An 18,664-nucleotide genomic window follows, 5' to 3' on the forward strand; every position below is an offset into this window, starting at 1 on the left:
CGGCGCGGTGAACCCGAGCCGTGCACCGCGGCACCGGGCAGGGCCGTCTCCGGCCGCTGGCCCCGTCCCGGCCTTCCCGGCCAGAGACCGGTCAGATCGTGCCGAGGTACAAGCACGGCATTCCGGGCGCAGACCGTGCCCAGCCCTCGGCACGATTCTGTACCCAGCCGATCACCGTAGGACGCGACAATCGGCGACGCCGGAACCGCGAGTTGCGAGCTGCCGGTTAGCTGAACTTCGTACTTACCCGCCCAGGGTCGATCAACGACGAGTTCCACAGAGGGGTGGCGTGGGGGCGGGAGGCAGCGATCTTGCGGCGGTTCGGCGGTAGTGCAACTGCGCAGGTCAGAGCGTTGATCCAGGCCGCATCGCAGCGGGCGGTTCTGGCGGGAGGGTCAGTGCAGGGCCTTGGCGTGGCGTCGCTGGCGGAACGGGGACCCAGGATGATTCTGGCCGGAGCCGGAGCCGGAGCCGGAGCCGGGGAGAGGGAGAACGGTCCGGGTGATGGGGGGCGGGCAGGGGGTCCGCGATAACGTGACGTCATGCGGCTCGTCATCGCTCGGTGCAGTGTCGACTACGTCGGACGGCTCACCGCCCATCTGCCGAGCGCCGTCCGGTTGGTGCTCGTCAAGGCGGACGGGTCGGTGTCGATCCACGCCGACGGGCGGGCCTACAAGCCGCTGAACTGGATGAGTCCGCCCTGTGCCATCGCGGAGGATGACGGGGTCTGGCGGGTGACCAACCGGGCCGCCGAGCAGCTCGTCATCACCCTCGAGGAAGTTCTCCACGACTCCACCCACGAGCTGGGCGTCGATCCGGGGTTGCGCAAGGACGGCGTCGAGGCCCACCTGCAGGTCCTGCTCGCCGACCGGCCGGACGCGATCGCCCCGGGGCTCACCCTGATCCGCCGCGAGTACGAGACCGGGATCGGGCCGGTCGATCTGCTCTGCCGGGACAGCGACGGATCCACGGTCGCCGTCGAGATCAAGCGTAAGGGTGAGATCGACGGGGTCGAGCAGCTGACCCGCTACCTCGTCCGGCTGGACGCGGATCCGGCGCTGCCGCACCCGGTGCGGGGCATCCTCGCCGCGCAGTCCATCACCCCGCAGGCCCGGCTGCTGGCCGCCGACCGCGGCCTGGGCTGCGCCGTCGTCGACTACGACGAGCTGCGCGGCCTCGAACCCTCCATCCCCACCCTGTTCTGACCGGCCCGTCCCGCGGCGCATCCCGAATGCGGATCCGCCTGGCCCGGGTGGCCTGGCGGCGGACCATCGGTTCTTCCGGGGCAAGCCGCCGGAATTTCTGGTGTTCTTTACGGCACGGGCGACGATCTCGTCTTTAGTCGGCCTCTCCCGTGGTTGCGAGAAAAAGATTGATGGCCGAGGGCCTCCTCCTTCCGGCGGACTCCGATTGATCTCGGGCCGGGCGGTGGAAAGGCTGGGAGAATCGACGGGTCCGCGGTTCGATACCGCGCGGCCCGAGATTTCCGCCGCATTGTCGTCGGGCTGCCGCGACGACCTTGAGGAGCCTGGGCATGGCCGAGAGAGCCCGGCGGGGAACGCATTCGCAAGGCAGGTCGGAAAAGGCCTCCCGAACCGGCACCGATGCCGCGACGGCTTCGGCGGGTGGAATGGCTTCGGCGAGTGGGACGGCTTCTGCGAATGCGGCGGCTGCGGCGGCGGAGACTGCTGCGGCGACGGCTGTCCCGGCGGCGCCGGGGGTCGGCGGTGGCGGGGGGGCACGGTGGCGGCGGATCGGGGTGGTGGGGCTCGGCACCATGGGGAGCGGGATCGCCGAGGTGCTGGCCAGGGCCGGGCTCGACGTCGTCGGCGTGGAACGGGACGCCGATGCGCTGGCCCGGGCCCGCGCGCGGATCGAGCACTCCCTCGATCGGGCGGCCCGGCACGGCCGCCTGGCTGACACGGCCCGCGGTGACCTGTTCGGCCGGATGAGCCTCGGCACCGAGCTCGCCGCGGTGGCCGGCTGCGACCTGGTGATCGAGGCCATCGACGAGCGGCTCGACGCCAAGACCGCGCTGTTCGCCCGGCTCGACGAGGTCTGCCCGCCGGCGACCGTCCTCGCGACGAACACCAGCTCCCTGTCCGTGACGGAGCTCGCCGCGGGCACCGGTCGCTCGGCCCGGGTGCTCGGCATGCACTGGTTCAACCCCGCGCCGGTGATGGGCCTGGTCGAGGTCGTCCGCACCGTGGTGACCGACGCCGACGCCCTGGCCGCGGTCGTGTCGCTGGTGGGCGCGGTCGGCAAGACGGCCGTCGTCGCCGCGGACCGGGCCGGGTTCATCGTCAACGCGCTGCTGTTCGGCTACCTCAACAACGCCGTGCGGATGGTCGAGGCGCGTTTCGCCACCCGCGAGGACATCGACGCCGCGATGCGGCTCGGCTGCGGCCACCCCATGGGGCCACTGGCCCTGCTCGACCTCATCGGCCTCGACGCCGCGCACGCCATCCTCGCGTCGATGTACGACCAGACCCGCGATCATCTGCATGCCCCGGCGCCGCTGCTGGGCCAGCTCGTCGCGGCCGGCCTGCTGGGCCGCAAGACCGGCCGCGGCTTCTACACCTACACGGCGACGGACTCCACCGAGGTGGTGGCCGAGGGCCCCCGTGGCGGCGGCCAGCCGGCGGTCGGCACGGCGGCTTCCGCTGACAGGGGAACCGGCGACGGCGCGCAGGCGGCCGGCGGGGCGCCGCGGCGGGTCCGGTCAGTCGGGATCGTGGGCAGCGGCACGATGGCGCGGGGCATCGCCGAGGTACTGGCCCGAACCGGCCATGACGTCGTCCTGCGGGCCCGTCGTCCGGACGCCGCCGACGCCGCGCGCGGCCGGGTGGAGGCGTCGCTGTCGGCGGCGGTCGCGAAGGGCCGGCTGTCCGACGACGACCGCGACGCCGCCCAGGGCCGGCTGCGCGTCACCGCCGACCTCGGTGAGCTCGGCGGCTGCGACGTGCTACTCGAGGCGGTCGTCGAGGACCTGGCGGTCAAGCGCGAGCTGTTCACCGACCTGGACAAGGTCGCCCGGCCCGGCGCCGTGCTGGCGACCACCACGTCCTCGCTGCCGGTCGTCGAGTGCGCCACGGCGACCCGGCGGCCCCAGGACGTCGTCGGCATGCACTGGTTCAACCCGGCCCAGGTGATGCGCCTGGTCGAGGTGGTGCCCACGGTGCTCACCGGGGACGACACGACGGCGACGGTCCAGGCACTGGCACGGGCGGCCGGCCGGCACCCGGTGCGCTGCGCGGACCGGGCCGGGTTCATCGTCAACGCGCTGCTGTTCCCCTACCTGAACGACGCGGTGAAGATGCTCCAGGCGAACTACGCCACGATCGAGGACATCGACACCGCGATGACCGTCGGCTGCGGCCACCCCATGGGCCCGTTCGCGCTCGCCGACGTGGTCGGGCTCGACGTCACCCTCGCCATCACCCGCTCGCTGTACGAGCAGTTCCGCGAGCCGGGCTACGCCCCGGCCCCGCTGCTGGAGCATCTGGTCCGGGCCCGGTTCCTGGGCCGCAAGACCGGCCGGGGCTTCCTGGCGCATCCCCGCCGGTAGAAGGCGATCCGGGGGACCCGCCGCCCGAGCCACGGCGGCGCCAGGGGGCCGGGATGTCGAGGCGTCACGGCGCGACATGGCACGCCGTAGGGGCGCCGTCCGTTGAAAGGGGACGGCCGGCGCCGCGGTCGCCAGCGGGAGGTGCCGGGTGCGGCACTAGGATGTCGCCGGTCGGCGGGAAGTCCTGGTTCGCACAAGAGGAGACGCGACGGCGATGGTCACGCTCGACAAAAACGCCGTGCGGCAGTTCGGTCGGGAAGTCACGATGTTCCTGCCCGATCTGGTCGTCATGCTGCGGCGGGTCGTCGCCGATCCGCGGGTGCCGCAGTCCGCGAAGGTCGAGGCCGCGGCGGCGCTGGCGTACCTGGTGTCCCCGCGCAACCGGCTGACGAACATGATCCCCGTGGTGGGCCAGCTCGACGACGTCGCCATCATCGCCTTCGCGTTTCGCCGGCTGGTCGTCGGCGCCGGGGAGCCGATCCTGCGCGAGCACTGGCGGGGCAGCGAGCGCGGCTTCCAGGTGCTCATCGGCGCCTCCTCGGCCCTGGCGAGCCCGGCCGGGGCGGTGCGCAAGGCGAAGGTGGCCCGCTCGCTCGTGGCCGCCGGCATCGACCGGGTCCGTGGGGGCGGCGCGGGCGGGCGGTCCGCGGGTTCGGCGGGCGCCGCAGGAACGGCAGGGCGGGCGCGGGGAGGAGGGCACCACGGCCGCGCGGGCGATCCGGCGGGAGATCCAGGCCGGATCGTCGACGGGGAGGTCGTGGACCGGGCCGAGTGGGTCGCCGAACCGGGTTCGGACAGCGGCCGGGAGACGTCGGGGCCGCCGACGCGGCGGGCGCGCTCCTGGGAGCCGGGCAGACCCTCACGCGGTCGGTGACGCGCCGGGCGCGGCGCCGTTCCGCCCGGGGTCGGGACGCGCGCGGGCAGAACGGGCGCGGGCAGAACGGGCGCGGGCGGCCGGTCGGGGCGTGGCTGCCCGATCCGGTCGTGCTGCTGCGCGACGGGGAGTGGGTGGTCCGCCCGGTCGCCGGCGCGGCGACGGCGAAGGTCTACCGGTGCCCCGGGTGTGACCACGAGATCAACCCGGGCACCGCCCACCTGGTCGTCTGGCCGCCGGATCGCGTCGAGGACCGCCGGCACTGGCACCGGCCATGCTGGGATCGGCGCTGCCGGGCGGCCCGACTGCGATCGGATGCCGGTTGAAGGCGCGCCCGCGCGGCCGCCGCAGCGGGGTTCAGGCGCTGCGCACGCTGGCGCTGGCGGGCGCGGGCAGCGCGGTCGTCTCGGCGCCGATCGCCTTGCGCTCCTCGACCGGCGCCGCCTCGATCGAGGCGATCGAGGCACTGGCGGCGGTGAGCTTGTCGCGCAGCGCGCCGAGCTGGGCCGTCACCTGCTCGCGCAGGGCCGCGAGCTGGGTGGTGACCTGCTCGCGCTGACGCTCCAGATCGGCCAGCCGGCGCTTCGACTCGTCCTCGGCCGCCGCCGCGGTGGACCGGGCGAGCTCGACGATCCGCTCGGCCTCGGCGCGCGCCGTCGAGACGATCGAGGCGGCCTGCTCGTCGGCCTCTCGCAGGGTCTTCTCCCGGGCGGCCTCGGCCTCGGTGACGATCCGGCGGGCCTGCTCGAGCTGGGCGTCGGCCTCGCGGGTCCGCTCGGCGCGGACGGTGGCCGCCTCCTCCTCGGCGAGCTGGAGGATCTGGGTGACCCGGCCGCCGAACTCCTCCCACGCGGGACGGTTCGCGGCCAGGTCGTCGCGCACGCGGGCCGCCTCGGTCGCCGCCTCGGACGCGGCGGCCTCGGCCGCGGCCCGGTGCGCCTCGGCCTCGCGGAGCTGCTCGACGAGCCAGTTCACGTGGTAGGTGACCTGGTTGGGGTCGTAGCCACGGCGCACCAGATCGAAGGCTGGGGGCCCATCGGTCTCGCCGGCCATCGGGATGAGATCCGTGTGTTCGGTCATAGGACCTCAGCATCTCAGACCGTCAATGCGAACGTGACGCCAGCCGGGCATCGGGCCCGTCGCGATTTCTGTAGCTACACGCCGCGGAACCGGTTGATTGCGGTCAGGTGGCGAGTGCGGAGCTCCTCGTCACGGATACCCAGCCCTTCGGCCGGCGCCAGGCAGCGCACGCCGATCTTGCCCTGGTGCGTGTTGCGGTGCACATCGTAGACGGCCTGTCCCGTCTCGGTAAGCGGGTACACCCGGGAGAGGGTGGGATGGATCATCCCGCGGGCGATGAGCCGATTGGCCTCCCAGGCTTCCCGGTAGTTGGCGAAGTGGGAGCCGACGATGTGCTTGAGGTTCATCCACAGGTACCGGTTGTCGTACTCGTGCTGGAAACCACTGGTGGAGGCGCAGGTCGCGATGATGCCGCCGCGGCGGGCCACATAGACGGACGCGCCGAAGGTCTCCCGCCCGGGATGTTCGAGCACGATGTCCGGGTCGTCCCCGCCGGTGAGTTCGCGGATACGCCGGCCGAACCGCTGCCATTCCCGCGGATTCTGGGTGTGTTCGTCGCTCCAGAACCGGTAGTCCTCGGCGACCCGGTCGATGATGAGCTCGGCGCCGAGGGAGCGGCAGATCTCCGCCTTCCCCGGCGACGACACGACGCAGACCGGGATCGCCCCGCCGTGCAGCGCGAGCTGGGTGGCGTAGGACCCCAGCCCGCCGGACGCCCCCCAGACCAGGACGACGTCGCCCTGCTTCATCCGGGCGCCGTTGGCGGAGACCAGCTGGCGGTAGGCGGTGGAGTTGACCAGCCCCGGCACGGCCGCCTCCTCCCAGGTGAGATGGCCGGGTTTGGGCATGAGCTGGTTCGCCTTGACGAGGGCGAGCTCGGCCAGCCCGCCGAAGTTCGTCTCGAAACCCCAGATTCGTTGCTCGGGATCCAGCATCGTGTCGTTGTGACCGTCGGCGCGTTCCAGCTCGACAGACAGGCAGTGGGCCACGACCTCGTCCCCCGGGGACCAGACGTGTACGCCGGCTCCTGTCCTCAGCACGACTCCGGCCAGATCGGAACCCACGACGTGGTAAGGCTGGTCATGGCGGGAAGCAAGGGGAGATGTCCGGCCGTAGCGTTCGAGGAAGCCGAAGGTGGACACCGGCTCGAAGATCGACGTCCACACCGTGTTGTAGTTCACCGAGGAGGCCATGACCGCGACGAGAGCCTCGCCGGGGCCGACCTCGGGCGTGGGCACCTCGTCGACGTGCAGGGAGCGGCGCGGGTCCTTGTCCCGGGACGGGACGCCGTCGAACATCCCGGTCTCGTCGCGGCGCACGACGACGCCGCGGTAGAACTCCGGGATCGCGAACGCGGCGAACTCCGCCTGCCGGGCGGGGGACGGCGGGCTCTGGGCGATGATCGCTTCCAGGATGTCCTTCACGATCGGCCTCCGGCGGTACGCGGTCGATGACGGTTGACAGGGCGGCAGGGGTCGTTGACAGGGCGGCAGGGGTCGTTGACGGGCGGCAGAGGCAACTGATGGGTACGGAGACGGGGTCGCGGGATGTGGGGGCTGTCTGTTTCGTGTGCGACGCGATAGAACTTTCGGGACAACTTCGAGTGCTCGGTCCGCGTCCAACGTGGTGTGACCGCGCCCATGACAGTCGTGGAGGGGTGGCGGCCCGTGCCTGCGCGGAGCGACGCCGCCCGTAGCGACGTAGCGCGGGACGCGGACGCCGCCCTGACCGCGTTGTACTCCGAGCACTACCGGTCACTGGTGCGTCTTGCCGCGTTGCTGCTGGATGACGTGGGTCTGTGCGAAGAGGTGGTCCAGGACGCCTACATCCGGGTCCACGGGGCCTGGGGACGTCTACAGGACCGGGACAAGGCCCTGGCCTACCTTCGGCAGACCGTCGTCAATCTCGCACGTTCCACGCTGCGTCGTCGACTCGTCGCTCTCAAGCATGCCCCCAAGCCCATGCCCGATGCCGCCAGCGCCGAGGAGGGGGCCTACTCTCTCGTCGAGCGAGCCGCCGTCATCCAGGCACTTCGAGAGCTGCCGCGGCGCCAGCGGGAGGCGGTCGTCCTGCGCTACTACGCCGACATGTCCGAGGCGGACGCGGCGGCGGTGATGGGCTGCAGCATCGGCTCCGTCAAGGCCTATACCTCCCGAGGGTTGTCCGCCTTGAGCGGCAAGCTGGAGGGCCTACGGTGAGCGCGTTGGAACCGGACGAGCTCACCCGGCTGCTGACCGAGGCGGTTGAGACCATCCGGCCCTCCCCGGACGCCTACCGGCAGATCCAGGCCGGCATCGCGCGCCGGCGCCGCTGGCGCCTCCCCGTGTTCACCCTCGGCGGGATGGTGATGGCGGCGCTCATCGGGCTGGCGGTGGTGGCCATCCGGCCGAGCCCGTCCAACCAGGTCGTCGAGCCGGCCATGCCGCCGGTCATGCCGACCACGTTCGCCGAGCCGAGCCGCGCGGCGACCGTGCCGGTGCCGGGCGGCACGGGCCGCTCCGGCTCCGGTGGCGGCGGGTCGGCCTCGGGATCGGCCACCCGTGCGCCGACGAGCCCGCCGCCGACCCGGCCGACGACGTCCGCGTCCTCGCCGTCGGTGGCCGCCACCAGCCCGCAGTCGTCCGCACCGTCGATCACCACCGGCCCGGGTAGCCCGCAGCTGCCCACGCCGGTGGCGAAGCCGGCGGGCGTGAACGACATCGACGGCGACGGCCAGCCCGACACCGTCGCGGTGGACGGGACGAACCTGCGCGTGAAGTTCTCCCGGGACGGCCAGCTCGCCCAGGTCCCCCTCGGCAGCATCACCACCCCGCTGAACAGCGCGGTCGTCGACATCGACGCCGACGGTTTCGGCGAGCTGCTGGTGCAGACCCAGGCGGCCAACGGGACGAAGAGCTACGCCCTGCTGCACTACGTCAGCCTCGACCAGCTGGTCGCGGTGACGCCGCCGAGTGGCCTGACCCTCGGCGCGGGCGTCCACGGCAACTCCGCCGTCGGCTTCCGCTGCGCCGACAAGACCCTGCAGATCAGCAAGGGCTCGTCGAACGACGGAACCCAGTTCAACGTGATCACCACGACGCTGGCGTTCACCCCCGACGGCCTGACCGTCCAGGACAGCGCCTCCAGCACGGTGCGGCTGCCGGCGGACTCCTCCCCCTTCGTGGTGTCCTGCGGCGCGCTGTCCTGACCGGGCCGGGCGGTAGGCCTGTTCCGGCCCCCGCCCGGCTACCGCGGGGCGGCTCCGGCCGCTCACGGGGCGCGCTGCCGGGCCGGGCGCCAGGAGCAAGATCACGTTATCGTGGTGTTGAAGGTGCCCGTGGGGTGAGCGCACCGACCGTACCGAGGTGACGTCGTCGCAGGGGTACGTCCGGTGTCGACTCGCGGGAGGACGTCCCGAGGGATCTTCCCCAGGAATGATGAGGAGGCAGCCATGCCTGGTTCCGTGATCGTGGCCGGCGCGCGGACACCGATCGGGAAGCTGTCCGGGGCGCTGAAGAGCTTCACCGCGACGGATCTGGGCGGTATCGCGATCTCCGGTGCGCTGGAGCGGGCCGGGCTGTCCGGCGAGGCGATCCAGTACGTCATCATGGGGCACGTGATCCAGGCCGGCACCGGTCCGATCACCGCCCGGCAGGCGGCCGTCGCCGCCGGCATCCCGATGACGGTGCCCGCGGTCACGATCAACAAGGTGTGCCTGTCCGGCCTCGACGCGATCGCCCTCGCCGACACCTACATCGCCAGCGGCGAGTACGACCTCGTCGTCGCCGGCGGGATGGAGTCCATGACCGGGGCGCCGCACCTGCTGCGCTCCATGCGCGCCGGGGTGAAGTACGGCGCGGCCGAGGCGCTCGACGCCATCGACCAGGACGCCCTGTTCTGCGCCTTCGACCAGATCTCCATGGGTGCGAGCACCGAGCGTTACAACGGTGCGCTGAACATCTCCCGCGCCGAGCAGGACGAGTTCGCCGCCCGGTCGCACCAGCGGGCCGCCGCCGCCGCCAAGAACGGCCTGTTCGACAACGAGATCGTCCCCGTCTCCGTGCCGCAGCGCCGCGGCGAGCCGCTCGTCGTCAGCCAGGACGAGGGCGTGCGCGCCGACACCTCCGCCGAGGTGCTCGGCAAGCTGCGTCCGGCGTTCGGCAAGGACGGCACGATCACCGCCGGGTCGGCGTCGCAGATCTCCGACGGCGCGGCCGCGGTCATCGTGGCGAGCCGGGCCAAGGCCGAGGAGCTCGGCCTGCCGATCCTCGCCGAGGTCGGCCACCACGGCTTCGTCGCAGGCCCCGACACCTCGCTGCAGTCCCAGCCGTCCAACGCCATCCTGGCCGCGCTGGCCAAGGAACGGCTCACCCCCGCCGACCTCGACCTCGTCGAGATCAACGAGGCGTTCGCCGCGGTCTCCATCCAGTCCATGCGCGACCTCGGGATCAGCTCCGACATCGTCAACGTCAACGGCGGTGCGATCGCGATCGGCCACCCGCTCGGCGCCTCCGGCGCCCGCATCGCCCTGACCCTGCTCAACGAGCTCGCCCGGCGTGGCGGCGGGATCGGCGCGGCCGGCCTGTGCGGCGGTGGCGGCCAAGGCGACGCCCTGATCCTGCGCGTCCCGGCGGCGTGACCGCCGGCTCCGCCGCGGGTCCCGACCGCGAGCGGGGTCTGCCCGACCGCGCTCGGGGCCCGGCCCCGGCGGAGCTGGCTGCGGCGGAGCTGGTCGCGGCGGAGCTGGTCGCGGCGGCCGTCGGCGGTGACCGGCGGGCTCTCGCCCGGCTGCTTTCGGCCGTGGAGAACACCCCCAGGCGGTGGCGGGAGATCGGCGCGGCGCTCGCCGGGCATGCCGGCGGCGCGCAGACCGTCGGCCTGACCGGCGCCCCGGGGGTCGGCAAGTCGACGACCGTCACCGCCCTGGTGCGGGCCTACCGCCGCGCCGGGCACCGGGTGGGTGTGCTCGCGGTCGATCCGTCCTCGCCGTACACCGGCGGCGCGCTGCTCGGCGACCGGGTGCGGATGAGCGAGCACGCCGGCGATCCCGGGGTGTTCATCCGCTCGCTGGCCAGCCGTGGGCGCCTCGGCGGGCTGGCCGCCGCGACCGCGCAGGCGCTGCGGGTCCTCGACGCGGCCGGCTTCGACGTCGTCATCGTCGAGACGGTCGGCGTCGGCCAGGCGGAGATCGATATCGCCGCGCTCGCGGACACCACCTGTGTTCTGCTCGCGCCCGGCGCGGGCGACGACGTGCAGGCGGTCAAGGCCGGCCTGCTGGAGGTCGCGGACGTCCTCGTCGTCAACAAGGGGGACCGGCCGGGTGCGGCGCGCACCGTCGCCGACCTGACCGCGATGACCGGGATGCGCGCTGGCGGCCGGCGCCCGGCGGTGGTCCGCGTCGCCGCGACCCTGGGCGAGGGCATCGACGAACTCGTCGAGCGGATCGCCGCGCACCGGCGGGAACTCGCCGCGACCGGCGAGCTCGACCGCCGCCGGCTGGCCCGCGCCGCCGACGAGATCCGGGGGCTGGCCCTGACCGCGCTGCGGGACCGCCTGGCCGCTCCGCCGCACGACGCGCGCCTGGCGGAGCTCGCCCGCCTGGTGGTCGCCGGTGCCGCCGACCCCTGGTCGGCGGCCGAGCGCCTGCTCGGCGACGTCATGACGGCGCAGCCGGTGCCGTCCGCCTGACCGGTCCGGCCGACCCGCCACGTCCCTGCGACCCACGGGGGGAGGAACCGTCGATGAGCCGCCTCGACGACCCGACGACGTCCGCCGACGAGCTGATCCGCGGCCTCGGCCTCGAACCTCATCCGGAGGGCGGCTGGTACCGCCGGACCTGGGCCAGCCCCGACCTCGTCACGGCGCACGGCGGGCAGCGGCCCGTGATGACGTCCATCCTGTTCCTGCTGCGCCCGGGCGAGGTGTCCCGGTGGCATCGGGTGGCCTCGGCCGAGATCTGGCTCTGGCAGGGCGGTGGCGCCCTCGAGCTCACTCTCGGCGGCACGGCCCGCCGGCCGTCGCCGGGCCGGGCAGGGCTGCTCGGGCCGGATGCGACGGCCGGCGAGGTGCCGCAGCTCGTCGTCCCGGCGGGGGAGTGGCAGACCGCCGTGCCAAGCGGCGGGCGACACGTCCTCGTCGGCTGCGTCGTCGCGCCCGGATTCGACTTCGCAGACTTCGAGCTCCTGGCCGACCTAGATGAGTAATTTCGAACCCCTCATTGACCCTGGGTAGTCGCTGGCTAACCCCGTGGCCGTGGCGGTTGCCGCGGCCGTTGCCGCCCGTTTGCCCGCCAGCCCGGCCACCGGCCGGATTGCGGCCAGATCATGCCGAGGCTGACGCACGGTTTTTCTGCCCAGAATCGCGACGAAGCCTCGGCATGCCTCCGTGCCCGACTGGTGACAGCAGGACGCGGCGGCCGGTGCGGCGCACCGAACTCCGGACGACCCAGACTCCGTGCGGTGTGGCCGGCCGAGCCGGGCACCACAGTGCCTCGGCCATCGCGAGTGCCTTGGCCATCGCGAGTGCCTTGGCCGTCGCGAGTGCCTTGGCCGTCGCGAGTGCCTTGGCCGTCGCGAGTGCCTTGGCCGTCGCGAGTGCCTTGGCCGTCGCGTAGGTGAGCAAGCTCGCTTAAGCGAAGCCACTGACCACGTAGGACCTACTCGTCCAGCTCCAAGGGCAGCGTGGCGAGCGCGCTACCGCGCCACACGTCCGGACCCCAACTCCAGCCTCGGTGATCATGATGTTCCGCGGAACCGCAACACGTCCCGGCGCCGACCCGAACCTTGGTGATCATGGTGTTCCGCGGAACCGCGCCACGGCCCCAGCTTCACCCAGACCCGAGCCATGCCGTCACCACAACACGGTCATCGCATTCCCACCGCCCTCGCGTCGGCGTGGTCCACCAGCCAGGACACCGTGCCGCCCGCTGCGGTTTCGGTGGTGGCAGCCAGACACCGGCGAACACGGCATGACCGAAGGCCCTCGCGTACAGCTCCGACGCCGGCAGCGCCGTCACGGTCTGCACGGCTGGGGCTGGGCGCCAGACGGCGGGTGACCAGACGGCGGGTGAGCGGGGGTCGGGTGTGGGCAGCGGGCCGGCCGGGTCAGGGCCGGGTCAGGGAAGGATCAGCGGGGGGCGGTCATCGCGGCGGTGAGGGCGGTCGCGGCGGCGACCAGGCTCGCCGGGTCCAGCGGGAGGGCGAGGATGTCGACCGCCCCGGCGCGGCGCAGCATGGTGCGTTCGCGGGGGTCGGTGTCCTCGGTGAGGACGAGCGCCGGGATGGCGGCCGCGGTGGGGTCCGCCGCGAGCTGGGCGAGCAGCTCGGGCGCGGTCGCGTCGGGCAGGTCGCGGTCGAGCAGGATGAACGCCGGCCGCGCGCGGCGCACCGCGTCGACCGCGAGGGCGGCCCGCGGCACGGTGACCGGATCGGCGGCGAGGCTTTCGGCGAGCATGTCCGCGACGGCCGCCCGCACGGCGGGATCGCCGCTGACGTGCACGACCCGCAGGCCACCGGGAGCCGGCTGGTGCCCGGCCCCGCCGCCGGAGACGCCCACGTGCCGGCCCCCGTGGGCACCCTCCCCGGCGCCGCCATGACGGGCCCGCCCATTGCCGGGGTCGCCATAGGTGGTTTCGCCGTAGCCCGTCTCGCCGTAGCCGGCGCGTCCGTGACCGGCTTCGCCGTAGTAGGTGCGCCCATGACCGGTCTCGCCGTAGCCGGGGCGTCCGTAGCCCGTCTCGCCGTAGCCGGGGCCGCCGAGGCGGTCGCCGAAGCCGTCGTCGTCGGAGTCGGGGTCCTCGAAGCGCATGTCGACGGCGTCGAGCACGACGGCGAACACGCTGCCGACCCCGTACCGGCTGGCGACGGTCAGCACCCCCCCCATCGCGGTGACCAGGGCGTGGGACAGGGCGAGCCCCAGCCCGCTGCCCTCGATCCCGCTGCGCTCGGCACCGAGTCGCTCGAACGGCCGGAACAGCCGGTCGATCGCCCGCGGGGACAGGCCCGCGCCGTCGTCCTCGACCTCGATGCGGATCCGGGAACCGGTGATCGGCACGATGCCGACCCGCACGCTGCCGCCCTCGCGGCCGTACTTCAGGGCGTTGCCGACCAGGTTGAGCAGCACCTGCCACAGCCGGCGGCGGTCCGCGTCGGCGACGAGCGGCACGGCCGGGTGGATCACGCGGCGGATGCTGCGCTGCGCGGCGAGCGGTTCGACCAGCTCGACCACGCCCTGGACGATGTCGAGGACGTTGACCGGACCCTTGTTGATGTCGCCGCGACCAGCGCGCAGCCGGGCCAGGTCCAGCACGTCGTCGATGAGCGCCTGCATGTGCCGGCCGCCGGTGATGATCCGTTCGACGTCGTCGTGCAGGTCGGGGGTGAGCGGCTCCAGCTCCAGCAGCTGGGCGAAGCCGAGCATCGCGTTGAGCGGGGTGCGCAGCTCGTGGCCCAGCCGCGCGATGAGCTCGTCCTTGGCCCGCGACTCGTTCTCGGCGATCTCGCGGGCGCGCTGGTCGGTCGTGTCGCGGGCGAGCAGGACCAGCCCACCCTCCGGATCGCGTCGGATGGTCACGTGGTGGGGCACGGTCGCCCCCGCGGGGTCGACCAGGCCCACGGAGCCGCGCCACTGCCCGGACTGGGCGAGCGCGGCGGTGACGGCCTCGCCGAGCGCGGCGCGGAACGCCGGGTCGACGACCTCGACGAGGTCGCGCAGATGCGGGTCACGGGGGATCCGGTCGCCGAGGAACGCCCGGGCCGCGGCACCCATGTCGGTGACATGACCGTCCGCGCCGACGACCACAGCCAGGTCCGTCAGCGCGTCGAGCAGCGTGCGTGGCCCCACCTACGCCTCGTCATCCGTCTTCTTCCACCCCACGGCGGGCAATGGTAGGGCGTGCCTTCAGAGACCGTTGTCCCGGGTTTGCGTAACCGCCCGAGTGGGGGTCGATCCCGCGACTTTTCGTGACATGTCGCTAGCTTACCGACCGATCCATTTTGTCAACGTAGCAGGCGCGTGGCGCAGCGTCGGAGTGATGGTCGGCGCGGCGCCGGCGTGGTAGGTCTGACCGCATGCTGGTTGCCTTCAGTGTCACGCCCATCGGAACCGGCGAGGGTGTCGCCGAGCTCGTCGCAGAGGCGGTCCGCATCGTGCGCGCCAGCGGCCTGCCGCACGAGACCAACGCCATGTTCACCACGATCGAGGGCGAGTGGGACGAGGTGATGGACGTCGTGCGCCGGGCCACCGAGGCCGTCGGCGCCCGCGCCGGCCGGGTCAGCCTCGTGCTCAAGGCGGACCTGCGCCCCGGTGTCACCGACGCCCTGCACGGCAAGGTGGCGAGCATCGACCGGCTGCTCGCCGGGGACGACGCCGGCTGACCCCGCCGCCGGACAACGGGGCGGACAACGGGGCGGACAACGGGGCGGACAACGGGGCCCCGAAAAGTCATCCGCCGGCAGGGCCGTCAGCCCCACCCGGATGTCACGATGGAGGCATGCAACGTAGGCCACCAGTCCCATCCGGATCGCCGCGGGGTGCGGGAGGCCCGGGACGACCCGGGCGTATGCCCGACAGCCTCGGCGGTCTGCGTCTCGCCGGCGCCGTCCCGCTGGACCCGAAGCCGGCCACCCCGCCCCCGCCCGCGAACGCCGGGCCCGCCGCGAACGGCGCCGCCGCCGGCCCCGGTGGCGCGCCCACCGGTCCCGTGGTCATCGACGTCACCGAGGCGAGCTTCGCGACCGACGTGGTCAGCCGCTCGATGCAGGTGCCGGTCGTGCTTGACTTCTGGGCGTCCTGGTGCGGTCCGTGCAAGCAGCTCAGCCCGGTGCTGGAGACGCTGGCCGCGGAGGACGGCGGCCGCTGGATTCTCGCCAAGATCGACGTCGACGCCAACCCGGGCCTCGCCCAGGCGGCGGGGGTGCAGGGCATCCCGGCGGTGAAGGCCGTCGTCGGCGGCCGCATCATCGGCGAGTTCACCGGCGCCGTCCCCGAGCGGGAGGTGCGCAGCTGGCTCGACCAGTTGCTCTCCCTCGTCGACGAGGCGATGGGCGGGCTGCCCGGCGCGGCGGCCGGCGATCCGGCGCGGGACCCGCACCTGGCTGCGGCCGAGTCGGCGCTGGCGCGCGGTGACCTCGACACGGCGGTCGAGTCCTATCGGGTCCGCCTCGGCGAGGCGCCGGGGGACGCGGAGGCGCTCACCGGCCTGGCCCGCGCCAAGCTGCTGCGCCGGGTGCGCGACCACGACCCGGCGGACATCCGGGCGCGGCTCGCGGCCGATCCCGACGACGTCGAGGCCGCGATCGCCGCGGCGGACCTGGGTATCGCGCAGGGCGACGTGGCCGGTGCGCTCGCCGGTCTCGTCGAGGTCGTGCGGCGCACCTCCGGTCCGCAGCGCGAGCAGGCGCGAGCCCACCTCGTCGACCTGTTCCAGGCACTCGGCGACGCCGAACCCGCCGTCGCCCCCGCCCGCCGCTCCCTGGCCGCGGCGCTGTTCTGACCGCGGCGCTGTTCTGACCGCGGCCAGGCAACCGGCGGCCGCGGCCCCGGCTCCGCCGGCGAGACGCTGACCCTGGCGGGGCTATGCCGGGGAGCCGGGGGAGTCGGGGGAGTCGGGGTCATAGCGGAACCAGACGGTGCCGAGCGGCGGCAGCGTCAGGATCGCGGAGGCCGGCAGGCCGTGGTGGGGCTCCTCGACGGCCTGCACGGCGCCGAAGTTGCCGACGTTGCCGCCGCCGTAGCGCTGCCCGTCGGAGTTGAGCACCTCGCGCCAGCGGCCGGGGAAGGGCAGGCCGAGGCGGTAGCCGTGGTGGCCGACTCCGGCGAAGTTCGTGACGCAGGCCAGGACCCCGCCGTCCGCCGCCTCCGTGCCCGCCGCACGCACACCCGCCGCGTCCGGGCCCGTCGGGTCGCCGCCGACGGAGGTCCCGTCCGACCAGCGCAGGAACGAGAACACGTTGTTGGCGGTGTCGTTGGCGTCGATCCAGGAGAAGCCGGTCGGATCGCTGTCCCGGCGGTAGAGCGCCGGGGTGGACCGGTACAGCTCGTTGAGGTCGTGCACCAGGTTGGCCACGCCGCGGTGCGGGGGGTCGCTCAGCAGCGGCCAGTCGAGCGAGGCGGCCTCGTTCCACTCGTTGTCCTGACCGAACTCGCAGCCCATGAACAGCAGCTTCTTGCCAGGATGCGCCCACATGTAGGCGTAGAGCGCGCGCAGGTTGGCCAGCTGCTCCCACCGGTTGCCCGGCATCTTGCGCAGCAGCGAACCCTTGCCGTGGACGACCTCGTCGTGGCTGAACGGCAGGACGAAGTTCTCCGAGTAGGCGTAGACCATCGAGAACGTCATCTGGTGGTGGTGGTAGCTGCGGTGCACCGGCTGGCGGGAGTTGTAGTCCAGCGTGTCGTGCATCCAGCCCATGTTCCACTTGAAGCCGAAGCCGAGGCCGCCGAGATGGGTGGGGCGGGTGACGCCGGGCCAGGCCGTCGACTCCTCGGCGATCATCATCACGCCCGGGAAGCGCCGGTAGACCGTCGCGTTGGTCTCCTGCAGGAACGCGACCGCCTCCAGGTTCTCCCGGCCGCCGTGCACGTTGGGAACCCAGCCGCCCTCCGGCCGGGAGTAGTCCAGGTAGAGCATCGACGCCACGGCGTCGACCCGAAGGCCGTCGATGTGGAACTCCTCGAACCAGTACAGCGCGTTGGCGACGAGGAAGTTGCGCACCTCGTTGCGGCCGACGTCGAAGACGTAGGTCCCCCAGTCGGGCTGCTCGCCGCGGCGCGGATCGGGGTGCTCGTACAGCGGTGTGCCGTCGAAGCGGCCCAGCGCCCAGGAGTCCCGGGGGAAGTGTGCCGGGACCCAGTCGACGATCACGCCGATGCCGGCGCGGTGCAGTGTGTCGACGAGGTGGCGGAACTCGTCCGGGCTGCCGAAGCGCGCCGTCGGGGCGTAGTACGCCGACACCTGGTAGCCCCAGGAGCCGCCGAACGGGTGCTCGGCGACGGGCAGCATCTCCACGTGCGTGAAGCCGTTGTCCAGCACGTAGGCGGTGAGCTGGTCGGCGAGCTCGCGGTAGGACAGCCCGCGCCGCCATGAGCCCAGGTGGACCTCGTAGACGCTGATCGGCTCGGCGTGCCAGGCCGTGCGGCCGCGTCGGTCGAGCCAGTCCTGGTCGTCCCAGGTGTAGTCCGAGTGGGTGACGACACTCGCGGTGGCGGGCGGGACCTCGGTGCGGAACGCCATCGGGTCGGCCTTCTGCCGCCACACCCCGTCGAAGCCGAGGATCTCGTACTTGTACCGCAGCCCGACGCCGGCGCCGGGCACGAACAGCTCCCACACCCCGCTGTGGCCCAGCGAGCGCATCGGGAACGCCCGGCCGTCCCAGAAGTCGAAGTCGCCGACCAGGCGCACCCCCCGCGCCGACGGCGCCCACACGGCGAAGCTCACACCGGTGACGGTCGCGCCGCCCGGGGTCGTCAGCTCCCGCACGTGCGCCCCGAGCACCTTCCAGAGCTCCTCGTGCCGTCCCTCGTTGATCAGATGCAGATCCATCTCGCCGAGGGTCGGCAGGTGCCGGTAGGGGTCGTCGACGATGTGGGAACCGTGCGGGTAGGCCACCTCCACGCGGTAGTCGGGCAGGACCGCGGGCAGCGCCACGGCGAACACCCCGCCGCTGTGTAGCCGGGCCGCGGGGTGGCGGTCCTCGCCGACGAGCACGGTCACGGCGCTCGCATCGGGACGCAGCACCCGCACGACGGTCGTGTCCCCGACCGGGTGCGCCCCGAGCAGCGCGTGCGGGTCGTGGTGGGTGCCGTTGACGAGCCGCTCCAGGTCCTCGCGCGGCAGGCCGATCGGCGCCGCCGGGGCTTGCGCGGCGGCGAGGGGCGTGCCGGGGGCCGGAGCTCGCGGGCGGTGGGGGGCGCCGGTGTCGGGTGCTTGGGGCCGCGTCGGGGGCCGTCGCCGGCCTGGTCGCCGCGTCGGGGGCCGCCCGGGGGCGAGGGGTCGCCGGCCGCCGCGGCCGGCGCGCCGGTCACCGGGTCGTCGAGGTCGGGCAGGCGCCCCGGTACCCGGTCGGCCAGGGCCACGCGGCCCGACCGGTCGCGGGCCGGCGCGCTCGCCGGATCGGCGTCGAGCCGGCCGGTCGGCTGCCCGGCGCCGCGGTGTCCCGTCCGCGCCG

The 18,664-nt window shown here is 73.4% G+C and carries 15 protein-coding genes; 11 read left to right on the forward strand and 4 right to left on the reverse strand.

What is annotated here, in order from left to right; genetic code table 11:
- Positions 1-542 precede the first annotated feature (542 nt).
- The 4 genes from nucS to FRAQA3DRAFT_RS27010 all read left to right on the forward strand — a co-directional run bounded on the left by nucS (position 543) and on the right by FRAQA3DRAFT_RS27010 (position 4,768).
- A complete protein-coding gene (nucS, locus tag FRAQA3DRAFT_RS26995; protein ID WP_009742226.1) occupies positions 543-1,205 on the forward strand; it encodes an endonuclease NucS in 663 nt (220 codons plus the stop codon).
- A gap of 572 nt (positions 1,206-1,777) precedes the next feature.
- Complete coding sequence (locus FRAQA3DRAFT_RS27000) at positions 1,778-3,568, forward strand: 3-hydroxyacyl-CoA dehydrogenase family protein (RefSeq protein WP_232292171.1); 1,791 nt, start codon at positions 1,778-1,780, stop codon at positions 3,566-3,568.
- 214 nt (positions 3,569-3,782) lie between these two features.
- The gene (locus FRAQA3DRAFT_RS27005) at positions 3,783-4,442 is read left to right on the forward strand and encodes a YkvA family protein (RefSeq protein ID WP_009742228.1); all 660 of its coding nucleotides are present in this window, start codon (positions 3,783-3,785) and stop codon (positions 4,440-4,442) included.
- Positions 4,439-4,768 (forward strand): hypothetical protein, encoded by a 330-nt coding sequence (locus FRAQA3DRAFT_RS27010; RefSeq protein ID WP_009742229.1) that lies wholly within the window; start codon positions 4,439-4,441, stop codon positions 4,766-4,768. Before FRAQA3DRAFT_RS27005 ends, FRAQA3DRAFT_RS27010 begins: the two co-directional genes overlap by 4 nt.
- Positions 4,769-4,799: 31 nt before the next feature.
- Here FRAQA3DRAFT_RS27010 and FRAQA3DRAFT_RS27015 read toward each other — a convergent pair whose 3' ends face one another.
- Together FRAQA3DRAFT_RS27015 and ccrA are read right to left on the reverse strand one after the other, a co-directional pair.
- Positions 4,800-5,522 (reverse strand): sugar-binding protein, encoded by a 723-nt coding sequence (locus FRAQA3DRAFT_RS27015; RefSeq protein WP_009742230.1) that lies wholly within the window; start codon positions 5,520-5,522, stop codon positions 4,800-4,802.
- A gap of 74 nt (positions 5,523-5,596) precedes the next feature.
- On the reverse strand, positions 5,597-6,946 hold the full coding sequence (gene ccrA, locus FRAQA3DRAFT_RS27020) for a crotonyl-CoA carboxylase/reductase (protein ID WP_009742231.1): 1,350 nt from the start codon (positions 6,944-6,946) through the stop codon (positions 5,597-5,599).
- 216 nt (positions 6,947-7,162) lie between these two features.
- On the opposite strand from ccrA, the gene FRAQA3DRAFT_RS27025 reads away from it, so the two are divergent.
- The 5 genes from FRAQA3DRAFT_RS27025 to FRAQA3DRAFT_RS27045 all read left to right on the forward strand — a co-directional run bounded on the left by FRAQA3DRAFT_RS27025 (position 7,163) and on the right by FRAQA3DRAFT_RS27045 (position 11,704).
- On the forward strand, positions 7,163-7,720 hold the full coding sequence (locus FRAQA3DRAFT_RS27025; protein ID WP_009742232.1) for a SigE family RNA polymerase sigma factor: 558 nt from the start codon (positions 7,163-7,165) through the stop codon (positions 7,718-7,720).
- Positions 7,717-8,709 (forward strand): VCBS repeat-containing protein, encoded by a 993-nt coding sequence (locus FRAQA3DRAFT_RS27030; RefSeq protein WP_009742233.1) that lies wholly within the window; start codon positions 7,717-7,719, stop codon positions 8,707-8,709. Before FRAQA3DRAFT_RS27025 ends, FRAQA3DRAFT_RS27030 begins: the two co-directional genes overlap by 4 nt.
- A gap of 243 nt (positions 8,710-8,952) precedes the next feature.
- Positions 8,953-10,140: an acetyl-CoA C-acetyltransferase gene (locus tag FRAQA3DRAFT_RS27035; protein WP_009742234.1), complete on the forward strand. Its 1,188-nt coding sequence runs from the start codon at positions 8,953-8,955 to the stop codon at positions 10,138-10,140.
- Positions 10,137-11,189, forward strand: a complete 1,053-nt coding sequence (meaB, locus tag FRAQA3DRAFT_RS27040) for a methylmalonyl Co-A mutase-associated GTPase MeaB (RefSeq protein WP_009742235.1) — start codon at positions 10,137-10,139, stop codon at positions 11,187-11,189. Before FRAQA3DRAFT_RS27035 ends, meaB begins: the two co-directional genes overlap by 4 nt.
- Before the next feature lie 53 nt (positions 11,190-11,242).
- Complete coding sequence (locus FRAQA3DRAFT_RS27045; protein WP_009742236.1) at positions 11,243-11,704, forward strand: cupin domain-containing protein; 462 nt, start codon at positions 11,243-11,245, stop codon at positions 11,702-11,704.
- Positions 11,705-12,626: 922 nt separating this feature from the next.
- On the opposite strand, the gene FRAQA3DRAFT_RS27050 is transcribed toward FRAQA3DRAFT_RS27045, so the two are convergent.
- Positions 12,627-14,342 carry a hybrid sensor histidine kinase/response regulator gene (locus tag FRAQA3DRAFT_RS27050; RefSeq protein WP_009742237.1) on the reverse strand — a complete coding sequence of 572 codons (1,716 nt, stop codon included), beginning with the start codon at positions 14,340-14,342 and terminating at the stop codon, positions 12,627-12,629.
- A gap of 227 nt (positions 14,343-14,569) precedes the next feature.
- Between FRAQA3DRAFT_RS27050 and FRAQA3DRAFT_RS27055 the strand changes: the two genes are divergently transcribed.
- Complete coding sequence (locus FRAQA3DRAFT_RS27055; protein WP_009742238.1) at positions 14,570-14,875, forward strand: MTH1187 family thiamine-binding protein; 306 nt, start codon at positions 14,570-14,572, stop codon at positions 14,873-14,875.
- 185 nt (positions 14,876-15,060) lie between these two features.
- The gene (locus FRAQA3DRAFT_RS27060) at positions 15,061-15,993 is read left to right on the forward strand and encodes a tetratricopeptide repeat protein (RefSeq protein ID WP_009742239.1); all 933 of its coding nucleotides are present in this window, start codon (positions 15,061-15,063) and stop codon (positions 15,991-15,993) included.
- 81 nt (positions 15,994-16,074) lie between these two features.
- Here the strand turns inward: FRAQA3DRAFT_RS27060 and glgB are convergent, their stop codons facing one another.
- Positions 16,075-18,339: a 1,4-alpha-glucan branching protein GlgB gene (gene glgB / locus FRAQA3DRAFT_RS27065; protein WP_085950049.1), complete on the reverse strand. Its 2,265-nt coding sequence runs from the start codon at positions 18,337-18,339 to the stop codon at positions 16,075-16,077.
- Positions 18,340-18,664: the final 325 nt, after the last annotated feature.

Source organism: Frankia sp. QA3, assembly GCF_000262465.1.
Taxonomy (GTDB): domain Bacteria; phylum Actinomycetota; class Actinomycetes; order Frankiales; family Frankiaceae; genus Frankia.

Coding starts and splice junctions, on each gene's coding strand:
- nucS (WP_009742226.1), top strand. CDS start 543: ATGCGGCTCGTCATCGCTCGGTGCAGTGTCGACTACGTCGGACGGCTC.
- FRAQA3DRAFT_RS27000 (WP_232292171.1), top strand. CDS start 1,778: ATGGGGAGCGGGATCGCCGAGGTGCTGGCCAGGGCCGGGCTCGACGTC.
- FRAQA3DRAFT_RS27005 (WP_009742228.1), top strand. CDS start 3,783: ATGGTCACGCTCGACAAAAACGCCGTGCGGCAGTTCGGTCGGGAAGTC.
- FRAQA3DRAFT_RS27015 (WP_009742230.1), bottom strand. CDS start 5,522: ATGACCGAACACACGGATCTCATCCCGATGGCCGGCGAGACCGATGGG.
- FRAQA3DRAFT_RS27025 (WP_009742232.1), top strand. CDS start 7,163: ATGACAGTCGTGGAGGGGTGGCGGCCCGTGCCTGCGCGGAGCGACGCC.
- FRAQA3DRAFT_RS27035 (WP_009742234.1), top strand. CDS start 8,953: ATGCCTGGTTCCGTGATCGTGGCCGGCGCGCGGACACCGATCGGGAAG.
- FRAQA3DRAFT_RS27045 (WP_009742236.1), top strand. CDS start 11,243: ATGAGCCGCCTCGACGACCCGACGACGTCCGCCGACGAGCTGATCCGC.
- FRAQA3DRAFT_RS27055 (WP_009742238.1), top strand. CDS start 14,570: ATGCTGGTTGCCTTCAGTGTCACGCCCATCGGAACCGGCGAGGGTGTC.
- FRAQA3DRAFT_RS27060 (WP_009742239.1), top strand. CDS start 15,061: ATGCCCGACAGCCTCGGCGGTCTGCGTCTCGCCGGCGCCGTCCCGCTG.